Below are 26,754 nucleotides of genomic sequence, written 5' to 3'. Positions count from 1 at the left end.
GCGGCTTCGCCGCAGGCCGCATCGACGCGGCGGTGCAGGGCTGCCGCCTTCAAGCTTCGATCCAGAGCGTGCCGTCAAGCGGGATCGCCGAGAAGGCGGCCGCCTCGGCCATCGTGGCGGCGGGGTCGATATCGGCGAAGCGCTCGGGATGGAGCCATTTCGCCAGCCGCTCGATGGCGACGACATGCAGGGGCGTGTCGTTGAACAGGTGCCACAGCCCGTAGGCGCGCCGCTCCGAGACCGCCTTGAGCGTGGCGATGCCGGGCCTGGCGAGCAGGCGCCGGAAGCTCTCCTCCGCCGTCGCGCGGTCGACGCCGAGCCCGAGCACCAGCCCGCCCTGCTTGGCCATATGCGTGCCGCCGGTCGCGACATAGACCTGCGGGTCCGAGACGATGAGCTGTTCGAGGCTGATCTGCCCGGTGGCGCCCGGCAGCAGGCCGGAGGCGATGTTGCGCCCGCCCGCCGCGGTGATGAAGTCGTCGAGGGTGCCGCGCCCGGGCGACATGCAGCACTCGGCGCCGCCGGCATGGGCGTGGATGAAGACGCCGGGCGCGGGCGCGCCCGCGATCCGCGCCGCGACCCCGCGCATCCGGCCCTCGTAGAAGGCGAGGAGCCGCTGCGTCTGCTCCTCCCGGCCGGTCAGGCTTCCGAGCAGCGTCAGGCTCGGCAGCGTGTCCTTCAGCGGGTCGAGGAAGAAGTCGATCACCGCGACCGGGATGCCGGCGGCCTCGAAGCGCTCGACCAGGTCGCCCGGCCCGTTCCGGGTTCCGGCGAGCGAGCGGCTCAGCACCATCAGGTCGGGGGCCAGCGCCAGCGCCTGCTCGAAGGAGAAGCCGCCCGCGGTGGCGCCGTCGCCGACGAAGGGCAGGGTCTCGATCGCGGGAAAACGCTGCCGGTAGCGCGCGAAGGTGTCGGGGCTCTGGCGGCGGTAGTCGCTGCCCCAGCCGGCGAGGATGCTCACCGGGTCCGGGTGGATCAGCCCGAGCGCGTTGATCTGCCGGCCCTGGCCGAGCACGATGCGCCGGGCCGGAGCGGGCAAGGTCACCTTGCGGCCGAGCACGTCGGTCGCCGAGACCTCCTGCGCGCGGGCCGGCCGGATCAGGGCCGGGGCGGCGAGGGCGCCGAGCATCACGGCGCGCCGGGAGGGCCGGGCGCTCATGCCGCCCTCCGGCCGGCCAGCCCCGGCGCGGCCAGCGCGAAGCCGACCGCCCGCGACAGCATCGCCGGGATCACCGAGGCATGGTTCTCGCCCGGCCATTCGACGAAGCTGCAATCGACCCGGCCGCTGGCGGCGAGGCGCGCGGCCATCTCGGCGGCGTTGTCGCGCATGCGCGCCATCGCCCGTCTTTCGCGCCGGCGCGGGTCGCCGCCGTCCGGGCCGTCCTGCTCCGCCCCGCCGAGGGTGATCAGCAGGCGCCCGGCGAAGCCCGATGCCGCGCGGAAGCGCTCCTCGGTCGCGAGGATCGCCCGCTCGCCCCACCAGATCGACGGGCTGCCGGCGACATGGGCCGCGAACAGGCCGGGGCGGGTGAACAGCGCATGCAGCGCGAACAGCCCGCCATAGGAATGGCCGGCGAGGGTGCGGCGGGTGGGGTCGAGCGGCGCGAAGCGCTCCACCGCCGGCAGGATCTCCTGCACGATGCTCGCCAGGAAGCGGTCGGCGCCGCCCTCGACCGGCAGCAGGTCGCGCTGCCGGCGCTCGGCGTCGAAGGGCGCCGCGCCGGGATAGCCGATGCCGACGATCACGGCGGGGGCGACGCCGGTGACCTCGGCGCGGGCGGCCTGCAGCCGCGCCGCGCTCACCGCGGTTGCGAACAGCGCCTGCCCGTCGACCAGCACCAGCGTCGGATAGCCGGCGGCCGGCGGCGGCGCCTCCGGCCAGGCGACCGCGATGCGATAGGCCGAGCCGTCGCCCGCGACGAGGCCGAACGCCGCCGTCCGCTCCAGCGTGAAGGGCGCGGGCGCCGCTGCGGCGGAGGGGGCTTCGTCCGGACTCACCTGCCGCCTCACCACCTGTAGGAGACGGTCGCCAGCACGGTGCGGCGCAGGCCGAAGGAGCACTGCGTGGTGCCGTAGCAGCCGGAGATGTATTCCTTGTCGAACAGGTTCTGCGCGTTCACCTGGAGCTTCCAGCCCTTGAGCGAGGGATTGGCGATGCCGAAATCATAGCTGATTCCGGCATCGACCAGCGTGTAGTCGCTGGTCCAGAAGGTGTTGCCGGGGTCGCCGGCGCCCTTGCCGACATAGCGCACGCCGGCGCCCAGGCCCAGCCCGGCGAACAGCCCGGTGCGGAAGGTGTAATGGGCCCAGAGCGAGGCCATGTGGCGCGGCACCACCGGCGGCCGCTTGCCGAGATCGACGCCGTTGCTCTTCGTCACCTCGGCGTCGGTATAGGTGTAGGCGGCGACGAGGTCGAGATCCTCGAACAGGCGGGCGCGAGCCTCGAGCTCGACGCCGCGGGCGCGCACCTCGCCGGTCTGGATCTGGAAGGTCGGGTGGGCGAGGTCGGTGGTCAGCACATTGCTCTGGGTGAGCTGGTAGACCGAGCCCTGGAGCAGGATGTTGCTGCCCGGCGGCTCGTATTTCAGGCCGACCTCGTATTGCTCGCCCTCGGTCGGCTTGAACGGCGTGCCGCCGAAGGCGGTGCCGGACTGCGGCTCGAACGAGGTCGCGTAGCTGGCATAGGGGGCGAGGCCGTTGTCGAAATTGTACATCAGCGCGACGCGGCCGGTGCGGGCGTCGTCGTCCTGCTTGGTCAGCACGCCGGTGCTGGCGGCGCGGGTGCGCGCCATGGCGCGGTCGTAGCGCCCGCCGACCAGCAGCGACAGCCGCTCGTAGCGGATCTGGTCCTGGATGTAGACGCCGTATTGCTGGGTCGTCTGGGCGGTGCCCGCCAGGGCCGGCAGCACGAAGGGCGTGCGCCCGTAGACCGGGTTGGTGAAGTCGAGGCTCTGAACCGTGCCGCCGGCGCCGGTCCAGGCGGTGGCGTCGGTCCAGTAGCCGTCGACGCCGACCAGCACCTTGTGGGTCAGCGGGCCGGTGCGGAAATCGGCCTGGAGCTGGTTGTCGATGGCGGCGGTGCGCGCCTTCTCGTTCGATATGGTGGCGCGGCGCGTCAGCGTCTTCTGGTCCGCCGCGATGCCGCCGACCGCGACCGTGCGGTTGCGCGATTCGAGGTCGGAATAGCGGAAGTTCTGGCGGAAGCTGAAGATGTCGTTGAAGCGGTGCTCGAAGCTGTAGCCGATATTGAGCTGGTTGCGGCTGTAGCCCTCGAAATTCGGCTCGCCCGGGAAGAACTTGCTGTGGATCCGGCCCGCCTTGCTCGGCAACACGCTGCCGACGGCGGGGATGAAGCCGTAGAAGCCGGTTTCCGGGTCGCGCTGGAACGAGGTCAGCAGCGTGAAGCTCGTCGCCGCGTCGGGCCGGTAGGTCAGCGACGGCGCGATGAAGATGCGCTCGTCCTTGGTGTAGTCGACCTGGGTGTCCGCCGACCGCCCCAGGCCGACGACCCGGTAGAGCCAGTGCTTCTCGGCGTCGATCGGGCCGCCGATGTCGAAGGCCATCTCGGCGCGGTCATAGGTGCCGTAGCGGAGCTGGACCTCGCCATGGCGCTCCTCGAGCGGCCGCTTCGAGACCAGGTTGACCAGGCCGCCGGGCTTGACCTGCCCGAAGACGACGGAGGAGGGGCCGCGCAGCACCTCGACGCGCTCCAGCCCCCAGGGGTCGTAGCTCGGCACCAGGAAGCTGATGCCGCGTTGGTAGCGCAGCCCGTCGAGATTGTTGACGAAGCCGGCGCCGCTGCCCGCCCCGCCGAAGCCGCGGATGAAGACGCTGTCGTAGCGGCCGCCGGAGGAGAGCCGGGTCTCGCCGAGGACGCCGGCGCTGTAGCGCAGCGCCTGGCTGACCGTGGTCGCGGCCTGGTCGTCCATCTGCTCGCGGCTGACGACCGTGATCGATTGCGGCGTCTCGATCAGCGGCGTGTCGGTCTTGGTCGCGGTGGCGCTGCGGCGCGCGACATAGCCGTCGACCGGACCGGAGGCGCGCTCGCCCTGCACCTCGATGGTGTCGAGGCTGACGGCGCCGGACTGCTGCTGTTGCTGCGCCCGCGCGGCGCCGGCCGCCGCCATGGCCGAGAGGGCGACGCCGAACATCAGCGCCGTGCGACCGCAGACCAGAACACCTGCCATGATAGAACCCTTGCCCGCCGCCCCGTCGCGGCCCATCGGCCCTGTTTCTTTCAAGAACCGACAGGGGGTCGCAATGCGCTCGGCTTTCGGTCGCGGCAGTATTTCTTGCGCGGCAGTTTCGAATGGCTCGAATGCGAAACGGATTCGCGGCGAACGGCCGTGCGGCATCAGCGCAGGGCGCTCGGCGGCAGGCCGAAGCGGCGCCGGAACAGCCCCGAGAAATGCGCCGGCGTATAGCCGACGCGGAAGGCCGCCTCCGCGACGCTGGCCTCGCCGCCGGCGATCAGCGCATGCGCGTGCTGCAGGCGTTGCTCCTGGAGATAGCCGAAGACGCTGCTGCCGAACTCGCTGCGGAAGGCCGAGGTCAGCTTGGTCGGGTTGAGGCCGCTGGCGCGGGCGAGCTCCGCCAGGCTCGGCGGCGCATGCATCGAGGCCAGCAGCATGTCGCGCACCAGGTGCACCTGCTCGCGCGTCCGCTCCGGCAGCCGGCGCGCGCGCTGGCCGGGCGCCCCGAGCAGCTCGTCCAGCGCATGGGCGGTGAGCTCCAGCGCCTTGCCGCCGAGATAGATCGGCCGCAGGCTCTCGGCCACCGGGCACTCCGCCATCTGCCGGGCGAGGCCGCGCAGCACGGCGCCGGCCGGGCGCACCCAGGCGCCCGCGCCTCCCGGCCCGGCCAGGGCGAACAGGCGCCGCATCGGCACGGCGAATTCCTGCTCCACGAAATCGAGCTCGAGCTGCAGGATCGCGCAGCGCAGCGAGCCGCCGACGATGCCGGTGCGCTGCTGGACATGCTCGCCCTCATTGGCGGCGATCAGCACGGCCGGCCCCTCGATCGTCAGCGCCGGCCGGTTGTCGAGCGCGAGCGACTGCAGCCCGTCGAGCAGGACCGCGATCTTCAGGCCGCGCCGCATCGGCCCGACGATGCGCTCGCCGGAGGCGACGGGGAAGGCGCCGGCGGACAGCGACAGGCTGTCCGAGAAGAACTGGAGCGCAGTCGCCGGGGCGGCCTGCGACGGCGGAGTCGAAACCATCACGTCCTCGCAACTGCGGGCAATATAGCGAGGGCGACAAAAATATCAATTAAATCAATATTTTATAGATTCTAAACAAGGTTTTCCCCCGGGCGCGGTGCCGGCCCCGCATGCCGCCGGCGCGCTTCGCTTCGCCGGGGGCCGAACGAGCGGGGCCGATCCGGATCGGCGGCGTGGCTCCGAGAAACGAAGCCGACCCTGGATCATCGCGCGTCCTTTCGGACGCGGTAACGATGATCTATCTCATTTCTGTTGCATCGGATTCTTCCGAAAAGTGGATTCCACTTTTCGGTCCGGCGTTCTAGTGGCGCGTGTTGCGCAAAAATTCGGCGAGGCGCGCGCTCTTGGGATTGCCGAAGATCTCCGCGGCCGGGCCTTCCTCGTGGATGCGTCCCTGCTCCATGAAGACGACGCGGCTGGAGACGTCGCGGGCGAAGCGCATCTCATGGGTGACGATCAGCAGCGTCGCCCCGTCCTCGGCGATGCCCTTCACCGTGTTCAGCACCTCCTGGACCAGCTCCGGGTCGAGCGCCGAGGTCACCTCGTCCAGCAGCACGAGCTTGGGGTTCATCGCCAGCGCCCGGGCGATGGCGACGCGCTGCTGCTGGCCGCCGGAGAGCTGGCTCGGGTAATGGTCCGCCCGCGCGGCGAGTCCGACGCGGGCGAGCCACGTCTCGGCGATGGCGCGCGCCTCGGCCTTGGGCAGCTTCAGCACCTTGCGCAGGCCCAGCATGACGTTGCCGGCGGCGCTGAGATGCGGGAACAGGTTGAAGCTCTGGAAGACCATGCCGGTCATGGCGCGCTGGCGCGAGAGCGCGCGATCGCCGAGCCTGTGGCGCCGCCCGTTCACCGAGCGGTAGCCGATGGTCTCGCCGTCGAGCACGATGTCGCCGCCCTGATACTCCTCGAGCAGGTTGACGCAGCGCAGCAGCGTCGTCTTGCCCGAGCCGCTGGAGCCGATGATCGAGACGACGTCGCCCTGGTCGAGGTCGAGGTCGACGCCCTTGAGCACCTCGACCGCGCCGAACTGCTTGGTCAGCCCGCGGATGGCGAGAAGGGGTTGGGGCTTGTTCATCAATGCTGTCCCACGCGCCGCTCGAGGCTCTTGCCGAGCTGGTCGAGGGCGATGTTGATCACGAGGTAGACGATGCCGGCGAAGATGTAGAACTGGATCGTCATGAAGGTCCGGCCGATCACCTCCTGCGTGCGCAGCAGCAATTCGCCGACGCCGATGATCGAGAGCAGGCTCGAGCCCTTGATCAGCTCGACGCCGGTGTTGATCCAGGGCGGCAGGGCGCTGCGCGCCGCCTGCGGCAGCAGCACATAGGCGAGGAGCTGCGGGAAGGTCAGGCCGATGCTGCGCCCGGCCTCCGCCTGCCCGGGCGGGATCGCCTGCAGCGAGCCGCGCAGCAATTCGCCGATATGGGCGCCGGCGAAGAGCGTCAGTGCCAGCGTGCCGGCTTCCGTCGGGCCGAGGCTCAGCCCGGCCACGGCGGGGATGTAGAAGGCGGCGAGGATCAGCACCAGCACCGGCGTGCCGCGCATGATGTCGACATAAAGCCGGAAGGGCAGGCGCAGCCACCAGGGCGCATAGGCGAGCTGGACGCCGACGATGCCGCCCAGCAGCGTCCCGAAGGCGATCGCGGCCGCGGCGATCCCGGCGGTCAGCAGCAGCCCGTCCCAGAGCGGCCAGCGGGCGATCCAGAGCTGATCGAGAAAGGCTTGCATGGCTCCCGGCTCAGAACTTGGGGAAGCGCCGTTCGAGGCCGCGCAGCAGGGCGGCGATCACGACGCAGGCGGCGATGTAGAGGCCGCTCGCCACCGTCCAGGTCTCGATGACGCGGAAGGTGTCGACATTGATCTTGCGGGCCTCGAAGGTCAGCTCCGGCACGGCGATGGCGGCGGCGATGGAGGAGTCCTTGAACATGCCGATGAAGGTGTTGCCGAGCGAGGGCAGGGCGTTGCGCAGCATGATCGGCGCCACGACCGAGACATTGGTCTGCAGCCGCGTCAGCCCGATCGAGCGCGCCGCCTCGATCACGCCCTTCGGCACCGAGAGCAGCCCGGCGCGGAACACCTCGGTCAGATAGGCGCCCGAATAGAGCGCGAGCGCCCCGGCGAAGCTCTGGTACTTGTCGAGCGCGATGCCGATCTGCGGCAGGGCGAAATAGGCCAGCAGCACCAGGACGAGCAGCGGCAGGTTGCGGATCAGCGCGACATAGAGCCCGGCGAGGCTCCTGAGCGGGCGATAGGGCGAGACGGCCGCGAAGGCCGCCAGCAATCCGAGCACGGTGCCGATGGCGACCGCGACCACGGCGAGCGCGAGCCCGATGGCGAGCCCCGACAGAAGCCTGTCGAAGCTCGCCCAGACGGCGCCGAAATGCAGCGAATATTCCACGAGACGCTGGCGGCTCAGCGGAATTCCTGCGGGAAGCCGATCTTGGGCTCCGGCGGCGTTTCGCCGAACCAGCGCTCGAAGGCGGCCTTGTAGAGCGGGAAGGTCGTCCCGGTCATCGATTCGCGCAGCGCGACGTTGACGAAGTTGAGCCAGTCCTGGTCGCCCTGCCGGACGATGCAGGCATAGGTCTGCGGGTTCCAGCTATAGCCGGAATCGACGTAGCGGCCGGCATTCTGCTTCATGTAGTAGCGCAGCGAGGAGGAATCCGTCGCCGCCGCCTGGGCCCGGCCGGAATTCAGCGCCTGGTACATCAGGTCGACGCTGTCGAACTGGTCGACCTTGGCCTCGGGCAGGGCGTCCTTGACCATCTTCTCGGCGAAGACGTTCTGCAGCACCGAGACGGTGACCTTGCTGCCCGCCGCCTTCAGCGCCGCATAGTCGGCATAGGGGCCGCCGGCGACCATCATCAGGCTGACGCCCTCGCGGTAATAGGGCACGGTGAAGGCGACCTGCTGGGCGCGCGCCGCCGTGACCGTGACGAACTGGCAGGAGATGTCGACCTTGCCGGTGACGATGTTCGGGATGCGCGCATCCGAGGCCTGGTTGACGAACTCGACCTTGTTGGGGTCGTCGAACAGGCCCTGCGCGATGATCTTGGCGATCTCGATGTCGAAGCCGACGAGCTGGTTCTTCTCGTCGCGGAAATGCCAGGGCGGGTTGGTGCTGCCGGTGCCGACGATCAGCTTGCCGCGGTTCAGCACCTCCTTGAGCTTGCTTTGCGCCGAGGCGTCCGTGGCCGGCAGCAGGGTGCAGGCGGCGATGCCGATACCGGCGGCGATCCTGGTCAGGTTCTGGAACATGGCTTCCCTCTGTTGTCGTTGGAATTGGCGGCATGGCCGACGCTCGCCGGAGCAGACGACGCACCGCCCCATGGAACAAGGCGCGCGCGTTTCGCGAGGCGAAACGGCTGTGGACGGGTCGGCGCGTCGGCCGGGCCGGGCCTTCGGCCCAGGCTACGCCTCGTCAGCCTGGATCGGAAAGACGTCCTTGCGCAAACGCTTATAGGGCAACCCGGCGATCCTGCTGGTGCAGGGGCCGGGCGTCGCCACGGTGAAGCTGCCTCTTGCGATCTTGTCATAGGCGCGCCGATGCGCCACCGCCGCCTTGACGCCGATGGCCTTCAGCCTCTCGGGATGGATGCCCTGCGAGCGGAACTGGCCGAGATCGAAGGGCGGGGTCTTGCGGCTGCTCAGCAGCACGGTGACGCCGCCCGCCTGCACGACCGCGCAGGGGCCCATGCCGAAGCGCGAGCCCTGCGAGGCGGCGAGGTGGCTGTTGAGGTCCTCCAGCGCGAAGAGCCCGTCGCTGGCGCTGACGAAGCGGGCCTCGATCTCGACCGGCCCCTCGGCGATGGCGCTACCCTTGCCGCCGATTGAGAGCCTGCGGACCTCGCCCGGCGCCGCCCCGGCCATCGCCGCGACCGCGGCCGGGTCGGCGATCGCGACGGCGCAGTTCTCGACGCCGTGGCGCAGGAAGGCGCGCAGCACCGAGGTGCCGTCGCCCGGCGCGCCGCCGCCGATATTGTCGGCCGGCTCGACCACGAGATAGGGCCCGCCCGGCGAGCGCTGGATCTCGGCGATCGCCGCGTCGATGTCCCATTCCTCCGGCAGGCCGAGCGCGCGCAGCGCCACGGCGGTTTCGCTCAGTTGGGCCAGCGCCTCCCGCGCCGCCGCTTCCGGGCCGGTGAAGGCGACCGCGAAGGCGACGCCGGCCTCGGGAACGTCGGAGAAGGAATAGCCGCCGACGACATTGGCGACCCAGATCGCCGGGTCGTCCCGCTCGATGCCGCGCGCCAGCGCCTCGAGGTCGCGCATCGGCCGGTCGGCCGTGCCGGTGCCGGTCGGCGGCCACATCACCGGCGGGTTGCAGGAGAGCATGCGCGGCAGCGCGCCTTCCTTCAGCGAACGCGCCAGCAGCCGGGCGGCGCGCACCGCGGATTCGCGGGCGTCGCTATGCGGGTTCTCGCGATAGGCGACGAGCGCGTTCGCGTTCGCGGCCATCGCGGCGGTGAAATTGGCGTGGAGGTCGAAGACGCCGAAGATCGGCAAGGTCTCGCATCCCGGCACGGAGCGGATATGGGAGAGCAGGGCGCCTTCGGGATCGGGGCATTCGGTCGTGACCATGGCGCCGTGCAGGGCGAGCCAGATGCCGTCGAGGCCGCCATCGGCGAGCGCCGCCCGCAGGCCTGCGTCGAATTCGGAGAGGAAGCGCGCGAAGACGGCATGCTCGACCGTGCCGGCCGGCAGCGCCGTATAGTCGACCGTCGGCACCACCTGCCAGCCCTCGGCCTCGGCGACTTCGAGGAAGCCGTCGACGGTCGAGCCGTCGCCGCGCCGGCGCAGCAGCTCCTCGCCGCTGCGGATGGTGAAATCCTCCAGCCGCGTGACCTCGTCGACGAAGCTGTGCGTCTCGTGGAAGAGCGATCCCAGCAGGATCCGGCGAGGCTGCGGCATGACGATGGAGGCTCCCTGCTCACGAGGCCCGCGCATCTCGGCCGCTGCGCCGTTCCGATTCAAGCCTGCATTGTTCCGCTCGGAGGAACGCGGATGCTTTGACAGCCTGCGCCCGCTGCCGGTTTCATGAGGCCGGCCGGGGGCTTCGGAGCGCCGCCGCGCCTGATCGGGAAACCATGCGGATACGCGTCTTCACTGCCTCGCTGGCGACGGAAACCAACACCTTCGCGCCGCTCTTCGTCGACCGCAGCGCCTTCGAGAGCGCCTTCTACTGCCCGCCGGGCACGCATCCCGAGACGCCGACATTGTGCTCGGCGCCGACCGTCGCGGCCCGGCGCCGCGCCGCGAGCGAGGGCTACGACCTGGTCGAGGGCACCGCGACCTGGGCCGAGCCCGCCGGGCTGGTCTCGCGGGAGAGCTATGAGAGCCTGCGCGACGAGATCCTCGGCCAGCTCGAGGCCGCCCTGCCGGTCGACATCGTCCTGCTCGGCCTGCACGGGGCGATGGTGGCGCGCGGCTACGACGATTGCGAGGGCGACCTGATCGCGCGGGTCCGGGCACTGGCGGGGCCGGATTGCGTCATCGGCGCCGAGCTCGACATGCATTGCCACCTGACGGCGCAGATGGTCGAGGGCGCCGATGTCATCGTCGCCTTCAAGGAGTTCCCGCATACGGATTTCCTGGCGCGGGCCGAGGATCTGCTGGAGCTCTGCCTCAAGACGGCACGCGGGCAGGTCAGGCCGGTCAGCGCCGTCTTCGACTGCCGCGGGCTCGCCGCCTTCATGACCAGCCGCGAGCCCGGCCGGGGCTTCGTCGACCGCATCAAGGCGCTGGAGGGCAAGGACGGCATCCTCTCGATCTCGGTCGCGCATGGCTTCCAGGCGGCGGATGTCGCCGATGTCGGCACGAAGGTTCTGGTCGTCGCCGATGGCGACAGGGACAAGGCCGCTGCATTGGCGAAGGAACTCGGCCTCGAAATCCTGCGGTGGGGGCAGGGCGCCTCGCCGAGGCACTACAAGCCGGAGGAGGGGATCGCGGAGGCGCTGAAGCTGGCGCAGCCGGGCAGGCCGGTCGTCCTCGCCGACCGCTGGGACAATCCCGGCGGCGGCGTCGCCGGCGATTCCTCGGTGATGGTCGAGGCGCTGCTGCGCCATCCCGCGATTCCGGCGGCGATCGGCGCGCTCTGGGACCCGGTGGCGGTGGGCTTGTGCCGCGCCGCCGGCGTCGGCGCCGAAATCCCGCTGCGCTTCGCCGGCAAGGCCGCGCCGTCCTCCGGCCGGCCGATCGACGCGACCGTCCAGGTCGTCGGCACGACGGCGGACCTGCTGATCCCGTTCGAGCAGAGCCGGGTCTCGCTCGGCCCGGCGGCGGCGATCCGGATCGGCGAGCTGGACATCGTGCTGGCCTCGACCCGGGCGCAGACCTTCAGCCCGCCGGTCTTCACCGATCTCGGCGTCGATCTCGCGGCGAAGACGATCGTGGTGGTCAAATCCTCGAACCATTTCCACGCCGCCTTCGCGCCGATCGCGGCGAGCGTGCTCTATCTCGACAGCGGCGGCCCCTATCCGCCGGATGCGAGCAAGATCCCCTACACCAAGGTCGCGCGACCGTTCTCGCCGCTGGATCCGAACCCATGGCTGTAACCGCTCCCGCCGCCGCTCTGCCGCGCCTGTCGCTGGGCGAGATCGAGGCACAGCGCCTCGATGTCCTGACCAAGGGGCTGCCGCCGGGTGCGGCGCTGCGGCTCGGCGAGATCGGCAGGCAGGGCTGGAGCCTGCTCGAGGGCGACATGCCGCTGCCGCTCGCGGTCATCCGCGAGAGCGTGCTGAAGGCCAACAGCGCCTGGATGAAGGCCTTCACCGCCGCCAACGGCCTCCTGATCGCGCCGCATGGCAAGACGACGATGGCGCCGCAGCTCTTCGACCTGCAGATCGCCGACGGCGCCTGGGCGATCACGGTGGCGACGATGCAGCAGCTCGCCGTCGCCCGGCATTTCGGCGTGAAGCGCGTCATCCTCGCCAACCAGCCGGTCGGGCGCCAGGACATCGCCTATTGCTTCGCGGCGCTGCGCGACCCCGGCTTCGAACTCTATTGCCTGGCGGACACGCTGCCCGGCGTCGCATTGCTGGCGGAGGCGGCGCAGGCGCATGGCGGCGCCAATCCCCTGCGCATCCTCGTCGAGATCGGCTTCATGGGCGGGCGCACCGGCGCCCGCAGCCGCGAGGAGGCGCTGGCCGTGGCGCGCGCCGTCGCGGCGGCGCCGGGCCTGAGGCTCGCCGGCTTCGAGTGCTTCGAGGGGCTGATCAGCGATACGGCGGGCGCCGACAGGCTGCTCGGCGAGGTCGTCGCGGTCGCGGCCGCCGCTGAAGGCGAGGGCTTGCTCGGGGCGGAGCCGCTGGTGCTCAGCGCCGGCGGAACCGCCCTGTTCGACCGCGTCGGCGAGGCGTTCAACGCCGCCGCCTTCAGGCGCCCGATCGTCAAGCTGCTGCGTTCCGGCTGCTACCTGACCCATGATTCCACCGTCTACAGCGCCGCCTTCCGGCGGATCGCGCTGGAGACCAGCCTCAAGCTGCCGCCGGGCGGCCTGGAGCCCGCGCTCGAGGTCTGGGCCCATCTCCAGTCGCGGCCCGAGCGCGGGCGCAGCCTGCTCACCCTCGGCAAGCGCGATATCTCGTTCGATTCCGGCATGCCAGTGCCGCTGCGCTGGTACCGGCCGGGCGGGGCGATGGCGCGGCCGCAGCCGATGCCGGCCGGGCACACGGTTCTGGCGCTGAACGACCAGCACTGCCATCTCGGCACGCCCGAGGGGAGCCCGCTGCAGGTCGGCGACATGGTGGCGTTCGGCATCGGCCATCCCTGCACGACCTTCGACAAATGGGCCGTGCTGATGCTGGTCGACGACGACTGGCGCGTGACCGGGGCGGTGCGAACCTTCTTCTGAGATCGGCCGCCTGTTCCTTCTTGTGAAACCGGCGATCCTTGACGCGGATTCGGGCCGTTCCTAGCCTGATCTCCAGAGAGGGAAAGCCCGCCATCCGCTCCGGCCGGTGAGACGGGCAAGCCAGTACCGGCCGCATGGAGGGAGCGAAAGCTCTCGTTCGCGGCAATCCGGCCCGGATGAGGCCGGCCGCTGAGAGGGAGGATCGTTCGTGACCACACCATCAGGCGAGATGGCGGCCGGGCAAGACGGCGCCTTGCACGGCTCGTCGCGGCGCAGCCTGCTACAGCTCCTGGCCGCGGGCGGCGCGGCGCTGGCGACGCCGGGGCTCTGGAGCACGCTGGCGGCGGCGCAGGCGCCGGTCGCCGGCGGCACGCTGACGATCGGCGCGGATGCCGACCCGATCGGCCTCGATCCGGTCACGGTCAACGCCTTCTCGTCCTACGATTTCACCAGCCTGATCTATTCCGGCCTGCTGCGCTGGAACGCGCGGATGCAGGTCGAGCCCGATCTTGCGACGGGCTACGAGCAGCCCGATCCAAAGACTTACGTCTTCAGGCTCAGGCAGGGCGTGAAGTTCCACAACGGCAAGGATTTCACCGCCGCCGATGTGAAGCACACCTTCGACCGGATCATGGACCCTGCGACCGGCAGCCGGCTCAAGGCGCTCTATTCGAGCGTGGAATCGGTGACGGTGGTCGATCCCTTCACGGTCAGATTCCAGCTCAGTGCAACCGACGCCGCCTTCCTCAGCAATCTGGCGACCAATCCGAATGGCTGCATCGTCCCGGCCGGGGTCGACGGCATCAACACGCAGCCGGTCGGCACCGGCCCCTTCGCCTTCGAGGCCTATCAGCCCAACCAGCAATTCTCGCTGACCCGCTTCGCCGATTATTACGAGAAGGGCGAGCCCTATCTCGCCAGGGTCGTGTTCAGGTTCTTCAAGGACCAGGCGACGCTGACCTCGGCGCTGCGCTCGCGGGCGATCGACATGACCTGGGTGAAGGATCCGAAGGTCGCGGCCGCCATCGCGCGGACCTCGCCCCAGTTCGTCTCGGCGCCGGGCCAGACCTCGCGCACCTTCCCGATCTGGCTGAACATGAAGGCCAGGCCCCTGAACGACGTCAGGGTGCGGCGCGCGCTCAGCCTCGCCACCGACCGCAAGGCCTGCCTCGACACCGTGCTCGGCGGCTCCGGCAAGGTCGGCGCGATGATTCCGGAAAGCCAGGTCGGCGGCTATGACGGCACCGGCGAGATGCCCTATTACAGGCACGACCCGGCGGCGGCGAAGGCGCTGCTGGCCGAGGCCGGCTATCCGAACGGCATCGATCTCGGCGACTACATCATCGTCGCGGCCAATCCGCTCGACGTCGCCTGCGCCCAGATCCTGCAGCAGCAATGGCAGGCGGCCGGCATCGCGGTGAAGCTGGTGCCGATGGAGACCGCCCCGCTGCTCAGCAAATGGGCGACGGGCGATTGGCCGACGCTGCTCTCGGTCGCGCTGTCCTGGACGCCGGATCCCGATGGGATCTTCCAATACGTCAAGTCGGACAGCGGCTTCGGCAAGGCGATGGGCTCGAACGATCCCGAGCTCGACAGGATGATCTTGGAGGCGAGGGCCGAGCTCGACGTGGGCAAGCGTGCCGCGAAGAACCTCGCGATCCAGCAGCGCATCGCCGACAACGCCTATGTCATCCAGATCTACCAGTACCCGCTGCGCTGGGAGATCTGGTGGAACTATGTCCAGGGCTATGTGCCGCTGGCCGCGAATATCCGCTCCTTCGTGCGCACGACATGGCTGAAGAAATAAGAGCTCGTCCGGACAGTCGAGCCCTCATCCTGAGAGTCTGGCCGATAAAGAATGCAATGATCTCAAAGTGGGGCAGGCGCCCAAAAAGAGAGCGCGTCATCCCGGGCGACCGCAGGGAGACCCGGGATCCATGCCGGAGCGCTTCCGATGAAGGTTCAGGCATGGATCCCGGCTCTCCGCTTCGCTCCGGCCGGGATGACCTCGCGTTTGAGATACAGAACAAACCTGAAAAGCCCCGCATCATTTTAGGCGGGCCTCCGAGGAGCCGCGAAGCGACGTCTCGAAGGATAAGGGCTCGCATGATTTCCACGCAGCCTCCAAAGCCTGCCTGCCGCCTCCCGGCGGAGGCGTGCCGATGACCCGCTTCGTCCTCGGGCGTCTCGCCTGGATGGTGGCGATCCTGCTCGGCGTCTCGCTCGTCGCCTTCCTGCTGATGCGTGCCATTCCCGGCGATTTCGCCATCGCGGCGGCGGGGTCGCAGAGCGTGGCGCCGGAGGTGCTGGCGACGATCCGGCGCGATCTCGGGCTCGACCAGCCGCTGATGGCGCAATATCTGCGCTGGCTCGGCCATGCGCTGACCGGCGATCTCGGCACCTCCTTCGTCACCCGCCGGCCGGTGCTCGGCGAATTGCTCGACCGGCTCGCCGTCACCATCCAGCTCACCCTGCTGGCCGCGGTCATCGCCGCGGCGATGGGCGTCGCGACGGGGCTCGCGGCCGCAAGGCTGCGCGGCGTGACCGACTGGCTGGTCCGGCTCTGGAACGGGTTGATGCTGGCCGTGCCGAACTATGTCGTCGCGACGCTGATCGTGCTGCTCTTCGGGCTCTATTTCCCGCAGGTCACGGTGCTGGGCTATACGCCCTTTCTCGAGAACCCGCTCGCCAATCTCGCCAGCCTGCTGCTGCCGGCGCTCGCGCTGGCGCTCGCCGTTTCGGTGACGATCGCCGAGAATACGCGCGCGGCCGTGCTGGAGGTCGCCAACCAGGATTTCGTCATGGTCGCCCGCGCCAAGGGGCTGACGCCGGCGACGATCCTGCGCGACTACCTGATGCGCAACGCGCTGACGCCGGTGGTCACCGCCGCGGGCCTGAAGATCGCGGCGCTGCTCGGCGGCAGCATCCTGGTCGAGACCATCTTCGCCATCCCGGGCATGGGGCAGTACCTGTTCGATTCGATCAACAGCCGCGACTATCCGGTGATCCAGGCGATCGTGCTGGTCGCCGCCGGCATCGTCGTGCTGGTCAACACCCTGATCGACATCGCCTATGCCCGGATCGACGCGCGGGTGCAGATGTGAGCGGGCCCGTGCAGGAGAGCGGGCAGGCGGCCGCTGCGGCGCCGGGCGTGCGCAGGCGGGGCGGGCTCGGCCAGGGCTGGCCGCTGCTCGGGCTGGGGCTCGCCATGCTTGCGCTGATGCTGGCGCTGACGGTCTTCGCGCCGCTGGTCGCGCCCTACGATCCCTCCGCGACCTCGCCGGATTCGCTCGCCCCGGCGACCGCCGCCCATTGGCTCGGCACGGATTCGATCGGGCGGGACGTGCTGAGCCGTCTCATCGTCGGCGGGCGCACGACTTTGCTCATCACCGTGACGGCCGTGCTGATCGCGATGGTGGCGGGGCTGATCCTCGGATTGGCGGCGGGCTATCTCGGCGGGCGCACCGACGAGATCGTCATGCGCCTGCTCGACGTCGTCTTCGCCTTTCCGGTGCTGCTGCTCGCCATCGCGGTCGTCGCGGCGCTGGGGCCGACCGTGCCGAACCTGATCCTGACCATCGCCATCGTCTACACGCCCGCCATGGCGCGGGTGGTGCGGGCGCCGGTGCTGAGCGTCAAGCGCTGGGACCATGTCGAGGCGGCGCGCAGCGTCGGCATGAGCGAGATGCGCCTCGTGCTGCGCCATATCCTGCCGATCGTGGTCTCGCCGATCCTGGTCGCGACCAGCCTGACCCTGTCGCAGACCATCTTCACCGTGACGGCGCTGTCCTTCCTGGGGCTCGGCCCGCCGCCGCCCGATCCGAACTGGGGCGGCATGCTGTCCGAGGCGCGCCAGTTCATGGAGCTCGCGCCGCTGACGGTGATCGGCCCGGCCGCCGCGATCGTCTTCGCGACGCTGACCTTCATCATCATCGCCAACGGCTTGCGCGAGGTGCTCGACGTGGGGAGCGTGCGATGACCGGCCCCTTGCTGCGGGTGCGCGACCTGACCGCGACCGTGACGACGCGCCGCGAGGTGATCCGGGCGGTGCGCGGCGTCTCCTTCGACATCAACGCCGACGAGGCGGTCGGCTTCGTCGGCGAATCCGGCTGCGGCAAGAGCGTCACCGCCAAGGCGCTGATGCGGCTGGCGCCCGAGGGCGCCTCGATCGCGCTCGGCGGTTCGGTCGCCTTCTGGGGGCAGGAGCTGCTCGGGCTCGGCGAGGAGGAGATGCGCGACCTGCGCGGCCGGCGCATCGCCATGGTCTTCCAGGACCCGATGACCTCGCTCAACCCGGTGATGAGCATCGGCGCCCAGATGGCCGACATGCTGCGCCGCCATCTCGGCCTGTCGGGCAGGGCGGCGCGCGAGCGCGGCATCGAACTGCTCGACCTCGTCGGCATTCCCGAGCCGGCGCGGCGCATCGACGATTTCCCGCACCAGTTCTCCGGCGGCCAGCGCCAGCGCATCCTGATCGCCATCGCGATCTCCTGCGAGCCGGACCTGCTGATCGCCGACGAGCCGACCACGGCGCTCGACGTCACCGTGCAGGCGCAGATCCTGCGGCTGCTGCTGCGGCTCAGGGAGGAGCGCGGCATGGCGCTGATGCTGATCACCCATGATTTCGGCGTGGTCGCCGGCATGGTCGACCGGGTCAATGTGATGTATCGCGGCGAGATCGTCGAAACCGGGCTCGTCGACGACGTCTTTTCCGCGCCGCAGCACGCCTATACGCGGGCGCTGCTCGACGCCGTGCCGCGGCTGCAAGGGGCGGGGGCAATCCGATGACGGCCGCGCCGCTGCTGCAGGTCCGCGATCTCTCGGTGCTGTTTCCGGCCCGGCGCGGCGCGCCGCCGGTCAGGGCCGTGGAGCGCCTGTCCTTCGAGATCGCGCCCGGGCAGACGCTCGGGCTCGTCGGCCAGTCCGGCTCGGGCAAGACCACGGCCGGGCGCGCCATCCTCCAGCTCCAGAAGGCGAGCGGCGGCTCCGTCCGGCTGCTCGGGCAGGAATTGACGACGATGCCGGCCGGCGCGCTGCGCCGGATGCGCCGGCACATGCAGTTCGTCCTACAGAACCCCTATTCCAGCCTGCATCCGCGCATGACCATCGGCCAGATCCTGAGCGAGCCCTTGCAGGTGCATCGCAGCGTGCCGGCGAATCGCGTCCGGGAGCGTGTTGAAGAGCTGCTGGAGCTGGTCAATCTCGATCCGACGATGATGCGGCGCTATCCGCATGAATTCTCCGGCGGGCAGCGCCAGCGCGTCGTCATCGCCCGCGCGCTGGCGGTCAATCCCGATTTCGTCGTCTGCGACGAGCCGGTCTCGGCGCTCGACGTGCGCACCCAGGCGCAGATCGTCGCGCTCCTGCAATCGCTGCAGGAGAAGCTCGGCCTCTCCTATCTCTTCATCGCGCACGACCTCGCCATCGTGCGCGAGATGGCGCATCGCGTCGCGGTGATGTTCCGCGGGCGCATCGTCGAGATGGGCAGCGCGGACCAGGTCTATGACAGCCCGGCCCATCCCTATACGCGGCTCCTCCTCGACGCCGTGCCGGTGCCCGATCCCCGGTTGCAGCGCGAGCGCCTGCGGCAGGCGCCGCCGGATCTGCGCTTCCTCGAAGGCGATGGCGGGGCTTGCGTCCACGGCGTCGACCACGAAGGTGCCGGAACGCCCGAATGGCACGAGGTGGCGGAGGGACACGGAGTCTCCTGCCGCTACTGGCCGGCCGGATCGTCCCCGGCAGGCTGACGCCGGTTCCTTCTGGCGGAACGGTCGATCCTTGACGTGAAATGTTTGTGACAACTAGGCTTTCGACGGTGGCGCGGGCTGCCCCTCCGGCCCTGGCCGGGGGCCGATGCGGCCGCTGCCGCGCCGCGCCGACGGTTGATTCGCCCGGTTCCACGGGCACTCGTCATTGCTTTCCGGGAGGTCGCTGTGCGCCTGGCGCTGATCCACATCGTTCAGGAAACGAACGACTTCAATCCGCAGTTGACGACGCTCGCGGATTTCGAGGCCTTCGGCCGCTATGAGGGCGCGGAGATCGCCCGGCATTTCGGCGAGATCGGCCAGATCGGCGGCCATTACGCGGCGGTGCGGGAATCCGGCCTCGACATCGAGACGATCCCGATCATCCGCGCCTGGGCGGTGGCGGGCGGGCGCATCTCGCGCCAGGCCTTCGACTTCTTCCAGGCCAAGATCCGCGCCGGGCTCGAGACGGTCGGGCCAATCGACGGCCTCGTCCTGCACCTGCACGGCGCCTGCGCCGCCGAGGGCATCGACGATGTCGAGGGCGAGCAGGCAGAGCTCTGCCGCAGCATCCTCGGCCCCGATGTGCCGATCCTGCTCGGGCTCGACCACCACGCCAACATCACCCGCAAGATCATGGCCAACTGCACGGCCATCGTCGGCCACCGCACCCAGCCGCACGACGTGTTCGACACCGGCAAGGTCGGCACCGAGGTGCTGCTGCGCATCCTGCGGGAGAAATGCAGGCCGGTGATGGCCTGGCGCAAGATTCCGCTGCTCTCGCATCAGGAGCAGTTCCTGACCGCACAGGGGCCGATGAAGCTCTGGTTCGACCGGGCGCGGGCGCTGGAGGCCGACCGTCGCGTGCTCCAGGCCTCGAACTATCCGATGCAGCCCTGGCTCGACGTCGCGGAGGGCGGCTGGTCGACCATCGTCGTCACCGACGGCGACCGGGCCCTGGCGGAGAAGCTGGCCGACGAGCTCGCCGATCTCGCCTGGTCGCTGCGCGACGACTTCCAGCGCCGCGAGGCGGTGTCGGTCGACGATGCCGTGCGCCGGGCCGATGCGGCGCCGCGCGGCATGGTGGTGCTGAGCGACACCGGCGACACGGTCTTCGGCGGCGCGGCCGGCGACAGCAACCTGCTGCTGGAGGCGATGCTGCGGCTCGGCATCGAGAACCGGGCGCTGATCCCGCTGATCTCGCCCGCGGCGGTCGCGACGCTGACCGCCGCGGGCGAGGGCGCCGAGGTCACACTGCCGCTCGGCGGCGACGTGGCGACGGCCTTCTTCGCGCCGCTGACGGTGACCGGACGTGTGCGCAGGCTCGGGGGCGGGACGATCCCGCTCGCCTTCAACCACCAGACCGAGGTCGATATGGGCCGGGTCGCGGTCTTCGATGTCGGTCCCGTGACGCTGCTGATCTCGGAGCTGCGCGGCGTCGCCGGCAATGTGCCGGGCGTCTACGAGGCCTTCGGCATCGACCTGTCCGCCTATAAGATGGCGGTGCTGAAGACGGCCTCGAACTTCCAGTATTTCGCGCCGATCAGCTCCGAGGTCGTCCGCGCCGACACGCGCGGTCCGGGGCAGTCCGACGTCTTCACCCTGCCATGGCGGCGGATTCCGCGCCCGGTCTATCCGCTGGAGCAGATCGCCGACTGGCGGGCGCATTCGTCCCAGCCGGGCGCGGGAGCGCGCTGAAGAGACACCGAACCGACAAGAAGGGGAAAGCGATGACAAAGCTGTCGCGACGTCGATTCTGCATCACCGGCCTCGCCCTCGCGGGAGCGGCCCCGTTCGCGGCGGCGCTGCCCGCCGCCGCCCAGACGCTCAAGGGCGGGACCTTGCGCGTCGGCGTGCTGTACGAGCTGGCGAATTACGATCCGCAGCAGCTCTCGACGGTGAATTTCCACGTCATCAAGAACCTCTATGACAGCCTGATCGAATACACGCCGGAAGGGAAGCCGGAGCCGAGCCTGGCGACGAACTGGACGATCGCGCCCGACAAGACCTCGGTGACGCTGACGCTGCGCGAGGGCGTGAGCTTCCACAGCGGCAACCCGTTCAAGGCGGATTCGGTGCTGGCCACCCTGCAGAAGGGCGCCGATCCGAAGCGCGGCAAGAACGTCTTCTCGACCATGGCGATCGTGAAGGACTGGTCGGCGCCCGACGAGCGCACCGTGACGATCAACTTCAAGGCGCCGGTGCCGGACCGGCAGATCCTCGACCTGCTGCAGTTCCTGATCCCGATCGACCCGAAGGGCATCGACACGGTCGAGACCGTGCCGGCCGGCACCGGCGCCTATACGCTCGTCAGCCGGGCCGTGGGGCAGGGCCTGACGCTCAAGGCCAATCCGAAATACTGGCGGGAGAAGCAGCCGCTCGCGCAGGACCTCGTCTTCACCGTGTTCAGCGAGGACGCCGCCGCCAGCGCCGCGCTCGAATCGGGGGCGGTCGACATCGTCTATAACGGCTCCTCGCGCAGTGCCGTCCGGCTGAAGGATGCGGGCTTCCAGGTCTTCTCCGGGCCGGGCCAGCTCGTGCAGGTCTTCCGCATCAACTCGACGCGCGGGCCCTTCCGCAACAAGTCATTCCGGCAGGCCTTCAACTACCTGATGGACCGGGCGAGCATCCTGCGCGTCGGCTATGCCGGCATGGGCAAGGTGGTGGCGCTGCCCTGGGCGCCGGCGAGCCCGGCCTTCGACGAGAGCTACACCCGGACCTACGCCTACGACCTCGACAAGGCGAAGAAGCTGATCGCCGCCTCCGGCCTCTCCGCCGATGCGATGAAGGGCTGGAAGATCCTGGTGGACGGCAGCAACGAGGCCTCCGTCACGATCAGCCAGGTCGTGCAGGGCTCGCTCGCCAAGGTCGGCATCCCGGTTGAGCTCGACATGCGCCAGGGAGCCGAATACGTCACGGCGCTGCTCGGCGGCGATTTCGACGCGACCTTCGGGGCGGTCGGCAACGTCCAGAAGTTCCCGACGCGGGTCACCACCAACTCGATCTACCGCACCGCGGGCAACCCGATCCTGAAGGACCCGCACCCGCATCCCGACTATGTCGCGGCGATCGCCCGGGTCGACGGCGCGGCCGGCGGCGAGGCCGAGGTCAAGGCGGCCTATGACAACCTCAACCGCGTGCTGGTCGACGAGGCTTTCGGGATACCGACCAATTCCTACGATGTCGGCCTGATCGTCGCCTCGGAGAAGATCGGCGGGGTGACGCTCGACATCGACAACCTCTTCGTCGCGCGCACCATCGGGTTCAAGTGATGCGGCGCGTCGATCCGCGGCGCCGGGCCGGCGCCCCCTGATGCGGGATGGCCTGATCTCGCTGGGCCGCCGGCTGCTCGCCCGGCGCGGCGCGGCGCTGAGCCTGGCCTTCCTGGCGCTGGTCGCGCTGGCGGCGGCCTTCGCCGGGCTGCTGCCGCTCGACCCGCTGGGCCAGAGCGTCGCCGACGCGCTGAAGCCGCCCTCGTCCGAGAGCTGGTTCGGCACGGACGAGCTCGGCCGCGACATCCTCGCCCGCGTCGTCTACGGCGCGCGCACCTCGCTGGTCACGGCCTTTGGCGCGGTCCTGACCGCGGCGCTGGTCGGCGTGCCGGTCGGGCTGGTCGCCGGCTTCTACGGCGGCTGGCGCGACTCGCTGCTGATGCGCTGCATCGACGTGCTGCTGGCCCTGCCCAACATCCTCTTCGCCATGGCCCTGATCGCCGTTCTCGGGCGCAGCCAGAGCGCCGCGCTGATCGCCGTCGGCGTCGCCGGGATTCCGGGCTTCGCCCGCATCGCGCGGGCGCAGGTGATGACGCTGCGCTCGCTCGACTTCGTCACGGCGGTGCGCGGCTTCGGCGGAAAGCCGGGTTACATCATGTTCCGAACCATCCTGCCCAACGCCTTGAGCCCGCTCGTGGTCCAGGCGATCGTGCTCGCCTCGATCGCGATCCTGCTCGAGGCGGCGCTGGCCTTTCTCGGGGTCGGCGTGCCGCCGCCGACGCCGAGCTGGGGCGAGATGCTGCGCACCGGCAAGTCCTATCTCTACGAGGCGCCGAGCTATGCGGTGCTGCCCGGGCTGGTGCTGACGCTGACGATCCTGTCCTTCGACACGATCGGCCGGGCGCTGACCGCGATCCTCGACCGCGACGAGACCGACGCCTCCGGCGCGACGATCGGGGGGCGGCGATGACGGCCTATGTCCTGCGCCGCCTCGCCCAGATGCTGCCGGTGCTGCTGCTCGCCTCCTTCGCCATCTTCGCGATGATCTATGCCGTGCCGGGCGGCCCGGTGGCGGTCATCGTCGGGGAGAATGCCGGGCCGGAGGAAATCGCGGCCGCCATCCGGCGCTACGGCCTCGACCGGCCCATGGCGGTGCAGTATCTCGACTGGCTCGGCCGCGCGCTCGCCGGCGATTTCGGCTCTTCGCTGCACAGCCGCCAGCCGGTGCTGCAACTGATCGGCGAGCGGCTGCCGGCGACCCTGCAGCTCGCCCTGGCGGCCATCCTCGTGGCGCTCGCCATCGGCATCCCGGTCGCGATCGCGAGCGCGGTCCGTCCGCATTCCTGGCTCGACCGCATGCTCAGCGGCTGGAGCGCGCTGGCGCTCGGCGTGCCGACCTTCTGGCTCGGCATCCTGCTGATCCTGCTCTTCGCGGTGGAGCTGCACTGGCTGCCCTCGGCCTCGCGCCATGTGCCGTTCTGGCAGGCGCCGCTCGACGCCCTGCGCAGCCTCGCCTTGCCGGCGCTGACGCTCGGCGTCTATGTCTCGGGCATCCTCGCCCGCTTCCTGCGCGCCTCGCTGATCGGGGAGGCGCGGGCCGACTATGTCCGCACCGCCCGCGCCAAGGGCGTGCCGGAGCGGCGCATCGTCGGCCTCCACATCATGCGCAACGCGATGCTGCCCTTCGTCACCATCGTCGGGCTGATGATGGCGAACTTCATCGGCGGGGCGGTGGTGACCGAGGCGGTCTTCACCTATCCGGGGCTGGGCCGCCTGCTGATCCAGGCGATCAGCACCCGCGACTATCCGCTGATCCAGGGCTGCATCCTGGTGATCCTGGTCGCCTATATGCTGATCAACCTCCTGGTCGACGCGCTCTATGCCTGGATCGACCCGCGGATCGAATACCGATGAGCGCCGCCTCAGCCCGCCGTCGTCGGCGGCGGCGAGCCGAGCCGGGTCGAGATGCCGGCGGCGACCTCGCGCAGCCTGACGCCGGCCTTGGCCGCCAGCGAATGCGGCATCCGCATCAGCGGCGCCGAGATCGACAGCGCCGCGACCGGATAGCCGTCCTCGTCGAAGACCGGCACGCCGATGCACATCGCCCCGTCCTCGTTCTCGCCCAGCTCGGTCGCATAGCCGACGCGCTTCACCTGCCGGAGCTGGCGCTCGATCTCCTCCCGCTCGAGCAGGGTCCGGCCGGTGCGCTCGGTCAATGGCAGGTCGAGCTGGCGCTGGCGCTCTGCCTCCGGCAGGAAGGCGAGGATCGCCTTGCCGAGCGCGGTGGAGTGCATCGGGTGGCTGTCGCCGATGCGCGCCTGCATCCTGAGCGAGCGGTTGGCCTCGACCAGGTCGATATAGACGATGGTGCCGTTGCCCTTCACGGCGAGGTTCACCGTCTCGTTGAACTCGTGCATCAGCTCGATCATCGCCGGGCGGGCGAGCTCCCGCACCTTGCTGACGCTGGCGTCGGCGCGGGCGATGGCGCGCAGTTGCGGCCCGAGATTGTAGCGGTCGGTGGTGCGGTTGTGGTCGAGGAAGCCGGCGGCCGTCAGCGTCTGCAGGTAGCGGAAGGTCGTCGTCTTGGGGATGCGGAGCTCCTTGCTGACGGCGGTGAGCGCGATCTCGTGGCCGTGGCGGGCGACCAGCTCCAGCACCTTCAGCGCCTTCATCACGGGCTGCACGACGTAAGGGTTGTCGGATTTCTTCGCCATGGCGGCCGTGCCTTTCGGAGAGTGACGGCGCCGGCATAGCCCGGCCGCCCATAATTCCGCAAGGCGAAACTCGTGTTCCTTTACACGGTAAGGTCGGTCTGGTCTGGTCGGCATGACAGCATCGGAGGCAAGGCAAGTGGCAGGCAACGGCACCCAGCAGGCGGCAGCGCTGCGCTTCGAGGAATCGGCGCGGCGGATCGCGGAGAACGCGCGCTACATCGCCGGCGGCGTGAACAGCAACTTCCGGCTCGGCATGGTGCCGGGACCGCTCGTCTTCGAGCGCGGCGAGGGTGCCTATCTGATCGACGCCGACGGCAACCGCATCATCGACTATTACTGCGGCATGGGCGCGACCGTGCTCGGTCATACGCCGAAGCCGGTGATCGAGGCGGCGCAGCGCCAGGCCGAGAAGGGCATCCTCTTCGCCGGCCAGATGCCGATCGAATACGAGGCGGCCAGGCTGATCTGCGAGCGCGTGCCCTCGGCCGAGCGGCTGCGCTTCGGCTCCTCGGGCTCGGAGGTGGCGCAGGCCGCGATGCGGCTGGTGCGCGCCGCCACCGGCAAGCGCATCATCGTCAAGTTCGAGGGCCATTATCACGGCTGGTTCGACAACATCCTGTGGTCGACCGCGCCGGGGCTGAACGCCGCCGGCCCGGAGGACGCGCCGACGCCGGCGATCGGCAGCAGGGGGCAGGACCCCGCCGCCGGCGACGGCCTCTCGATCCTCGGCTGGAACGACCTCGCGGCGCTGGAGGCGCGGCTCGCCCGGGGCGACGTCGCCGCCGTGATGATGGAGCCGGCGATGTGCAACCAGGGCGCCATCGCCCCGGCGCCGGGCTATCTCGAAGGCGCCCTCGCGGCCTGCCGCAGGCATGGCGCGCTGCTGATCTTCGACGAGGTGATCACCGGCTTCCGCCTCGGCCGGGGCGGGGCGCAGGAGCGCTTCGGCGTGACGCCCGACCTGACCATCATGGCGAAGGCGATCGCCAACGGCTTCCCGGTCGCGGCCGTGGCCGGGCGCGCCGACCTCCTCGACCTCTTCGCCGACGGCGTGCTGCATGGCGGCACCTTCAACGCCCAGCCGATCGCCATGGCGGCGCTGGTCGCGACCCAGACCATGCTGACGCCGGAGCATTACGAGCGCAGCTCCGCCCACGGCCAGCGCCTGCAGGACGGCATCCGCGCCATCCTGGCGGAGGAGGGCATCAAGGCGCAGGTCGTCGGCTTCCCGCTGATGTTCCACGTCGCCTTCGGGCTCGACGCGCCGGCGCGCAACTACCGCGACGTGGCGCGCGCCGACAAGGTCGCCTACAGCCGCTTCGCCCATGCGCTGCTGAAGCGCGGCGTGCGCGCGCTGGAGCGCGGCGCCTGGTTCGTCTCCTCCGAGCACGATGCCGCGGTGATCGACCGCACGCTGGAGGCGGTGCGCGGCGCGGCGCGTGAAGTGGCGGGGCAGGCGGCGTAGCGCCGCGCCTTTTCCACCGATATCCGGGCATCCCGGACGCCGTGACGCGGCGGTCCGGGATGTTTCGCTGCGCCTTCGCCGGAAACGGTCCCGCATGCGTCCCGGGCTGGCCGCATGGTGCCGCCGAAGTCCGGCGCGGCGGCTTCCTTCCCCTTCCTTCCGCCGGCTGGCGCGCCCTGGCCGGCCGGGCGGCCCGGACTACCCTCCCGTCACGCCTCGCGCGGCTCGTCCGGAACGACGGCATGGTCCCGCGTCGCCTCGGCGCGCTCTAGCTTCGCCTGCCCGAGTGCAGTACTGCGTCCCCGCGCGTCCGCTCCTCGGCGACGGGCGCGCTGGCGTCGGGACGTGGGCGGGCCGCGTACGGCCGTCGCCGCGGCCTTGCCCACACGGCAGTTCGCCCATGCGGCAGGGACAGTGGTACACGCCGAAGACGGCTTGCTGATTCCGCGATTGCGGCGATGCTGCCGCAGGGGCAGCAGGCCGGCTTCCGGCCGGACGGAGAGGATGGGATGAAGAAGGCGCAGGACAGCGGCTCCGCTGCCGCCGCCC

General features: G+C 70.1%; 22 protein-coding genes. 12 read left to right on the top strand and 10 right to left on the bottom strand.

The genetic code is table 11. The features are described 5' to 3' along the window. Window positions 1-49: 49 nt before the first annotated feature. The 9 genes from ACWH43_RS13145 to ACWH43_RS13105 all read right to left on the bottom strand — a co-directional run bounded on the left by ACWH43_RS13145 (window position 50) and on the right by ACWH43_RS13105 (window position 10,129). The gene (locus ACWH43_RS13145; protein ID WP_260348369.1) at window positions 50-1,159 is read right to left on the bottom strand and encodes an ABC transporter substrate-binding protein; all 1,110 of its coding nucleotides are present in this window, start codon (window positions 1,157-1,159) and stop codon (window positions 50-52) included. Then, complete coding sequence (locus ACWH43_RS13140) at window positions 1,156-1,998, bottom strand: alpha/beta hydrolase (RefSeq protein ID WP_260348368.1); 843 nt, start codon at window positions 1,996-1,998, stop codon at window positions 1,156-1,158. The genes ACWH43_RS13145 and ACWH43_RS13140 overlap by 4 nt, the downstream gene beginning before the upstream one ends. Window positions 1,999-2,006: 8 nt before the next feature. Then, window positions 2,007-4,187, bottom strand: coding sequence for a TonB-dependent siderophore receptor (locus tag ACWH43_RS13135; RefSeq protein ID WP_260348360.1), 2,181 nt, complete (start codon window positions 4,185-4,187; stop codon window positions 2,007-2,009). Window positions 4,188-4,354: 167 nt separating this feature from the next. Further along, complete coding sequence (locus tag ACWH43_RS13130; protein ID WP_158443688.1) at window positions 4,355-5,218, bottom strand: helix-turn-helix transcriptional regulator; 864 nt, start codon at window positions 5,216-5,218, stop codon at window positions 4,355-4,357. A 301-nt stretch (window positions 5,219-5,519) separates the two neighbouring features. Beyond that, a complete protein-coding gene (locus ACWH43_RS13125) occupies window positions 5,520-6,293 on the bottom strand; it encodes an amino acid ABC transporter ATP-binding protein (RefSeq protein ID WP_158443687.1) in 774 nt (257 codons plus the stop codon). Next, a complete protein-coding gene (locus ACWH43_RS13120; protein WP_158443686.1) occupies window positions 6,293-6,946 on the bottom strand; it encodes an amino acid ABC transporter permease in 654 nt (217 codons plus the stop codon). Before ACWH43_RS13120 ends, ACWH43_RS13125 begins: the two co-directional genes overlap by 1 nt. 10 nt (window positions 6,947-6,956) lie before the next feature. Then, window positions 6,957-7,616 carry an amino acid ABC transporter permease gene (locus ACWH43_RS13115; protein WP_158443685.1) on the bottom strand — a complete coding sequence of 220 codons (660 nt, stop codon included), beginning with the start codon at window positions 7,614-7,616 and terminating at the stop codon, window positions 6,957-6,959. Window positions 7,617-7,630: 14 nt separating this feature from the next. Then, entirely contained in the window at window positions 7,631-8,476 is an 846-nt protein-coding gene (locus ACWH43_RS13110) for a transporter substrate-binding domain-containing protein (RefSeq protein ID WP_158443684.1), read from the bottom strand. A 153-nt stretch (window positions 8,477-8,629) separates the two neighbouring features. Then, window positions 8,630-10,129, bottom strand: coding sequence for a M81 family metallopeptidase (locus ACWH43_RS13105; protein ID WP_158443683.1), 1,500 nt, complete (start codon window positions 10,127-10,129; stop codon window positions 8,630-8,632). 182 nt (window positions 10,130-10,311) lie between these two features. Here ACWH43_RS13105 and ACWH43_RS13100 point away from each other — a divergent pair, with 182 nt between their 5' ends. The 11 genes from ACWH43_RS13100 (at window position 10,312) to ACWH43_RS13050 (ending at window position 23,940) form a co-directional block, all read left to right on the top strand. Continuing rightward, on the top strand, window positions 10,312-11,772 hold the full coding sequence (locus tag ACWH43_RS13100) for a M81 family metallopeptidase (protein WP_158443692.1): 1,461 nt from the start codon (window positions 10,312-10,314) through the stop codon (window positions 11,770-11,772). Next, complete coding sequence (locus ACWH43_RS13095) at window positions 11,763-13,070, top strand: alanine racemase (RefSeq protein WP_158443682.1); 1,308 nt, start codon at window positions 11,763-11,765, stop codon at window positions 13,068-13,070. The genes ACWH43_RS13100 and ACWH43_RS13095 overlap by 10 nt, the downstream gene beginning before the upstream one ends. 208 nt (window positions 13,071-13,278) lie before the next feature. Continuing rightward, a complete protein-coding gene (locus tag ACWH43_RS13090) occupies window positions 13,279-14,877 on the top strand; it encodes an ABC transporter substrate-binding protein (RefSeq protein ID WP_260348358.1) in 1,599 nt (532 codons plus the stop codon). A 355-nt stretch (window positions 14,878-15,232) separates the two neighbouring features. After that, a complete protein-coding gene (locus ACWH43_RS13085; protein ID WP_158443681.1) occupies window positions 15,233-16,174 on the top strand; it encodes an ABC transporter permease in 942 nt (313 codons plus the stop codon). Continuing rightward, complete coding sequence (locus tag ACWH43_RS13080; RefSeq protein ID WP_260348357.1) at window positions 16,171-17,049, top strand: ABC transporter permease; 879 nt, start codon at window positions 16,171-16,173, stop codon at window positions 17,047-17,049. The genes ACWH43_RS13085 and ACWH43_RS13080 overlap by 4 nt, the downstream gene beginning before the upstream one ends. Next, entirely contained in the window at window positions 17,046-17,858 is an 813-nt protein-coding gene (locus ACWH43_RS13075; RefSeq protein WP_158443680.1) for an ABC transporter ATP-binding protein, read from the top strand. The genes ACWH43_RS13080 and ACWH43_RS13075 overlap by 4 nt, the downstream gene beginning before the upstream one ends. Beyond that, window positions 17,855-18,817, top strand: coding sequence for an ABC transporter ATP-binding protein (locus tag ACWH43_RS13070; RefSeq protein ID WP_158443679.1), 963 nt, complete (start codon window positions 17,855-17,857; stop codon window positions 18,815-18,817). Before ACWH43_RS13075 ends, ACWH43_RS13070 begins: the two co-directional genes overlap by 4 nt. Window positions 18,818-19,003: 186 nt before the next feature. Continuing rightward, on the top strand, window positions 19,004-20,512 hold the full coding sequence (locus tag ACWH43_RS13065; RefSeq protein ID WP_158443678.1) for a M81 family metallopeptidase: 1,509 nt from the start codon (window positions 19,004-19,006) through the stop codon (window positions 20,510-20,512). A gap of 32 nt (window positions 20,513-20,544) precedes the next feature. After that, entirely contained in the window at window positions 20,545-22,086 is a 1,542-nt protein-coding gene (locus ACWH43_RS13060; protein WP_158443677.1) for an ABC transporter substrate-binding protein, read from the top strand. Window positions 22,087-22,126: 40 nt separating this feature from the next. After that, the gene (locus tag ACWH43_RS13055; RefSeq protein ID WP_158443676.1) at window positions 22,127-22,996 is read left to right on the top strand and encodes an ABC transporter permease; all 870 of its coding nucleotides are present in this window, start codon (window positions 22,127-22,129) and stop codon (window positions 22,994-22,996) included. Then, window positions 22,993-23,940, top strand: a complete 948-nt coding sequence (locus ACWH43_RS13050) for an ABC transporter permease (protein WP_158448316.1) — start codon at window positions 22,993-22,995, stop codon at window positions 23,938-23,940. Before ACWH43_RS13055 ends, ACWH43_RS13050 begins: the two co-directional genes overlap by 4 nt. An 8-nt stretch (window positions 23,941-23,948) precedes the next feature. On the opposite strand, the gene ACWH43_RS13045 is transcribed toward ACWH43_RS13050, so the two are convergent. Further along, window positions 23,949-24,740 carry an IclR family transcriptional regulator gene (locus tag ACWH43_RS13045; RefSeq protein ID WP_158443675.1) on the bottom strand — a complete coding sequence of 264 codons (792 nt, stop codon included), beginning with the start codon at window positions 24,738-24,740 and terminating at the stop codon, window positions 23,949-23,951. Window positions 24,741-24,876: 136 nt separating this feature from the next. On the opposite strand from ACWH43_RS13045, the gene ACWH43_RS13040 reads away from it, so the two are divergent. After that, window positions 24,877-26,205 (top strand): aspartate aminotransferase family protein, encoded by a 1,329-nt coding sequence (locus ACWH43_RS13040; protein ID WP_260348356.1) that lies wholly within the window; start codon window positions 24,877-24,879, stop codon window positions 26,203-26,205. The last annotated feature ends 549 nt before the right edge of the window (window positions 26,206-26,754 follow it).

It is taken from the genome of Allobosea minatitlanensis, assembly GCF_964020775.1.
The sequence above is the reverse complement of the archived record's forward strand: the minus strand, read 5'-3'. Positions and strand labels throughout refer to the sequence as shown.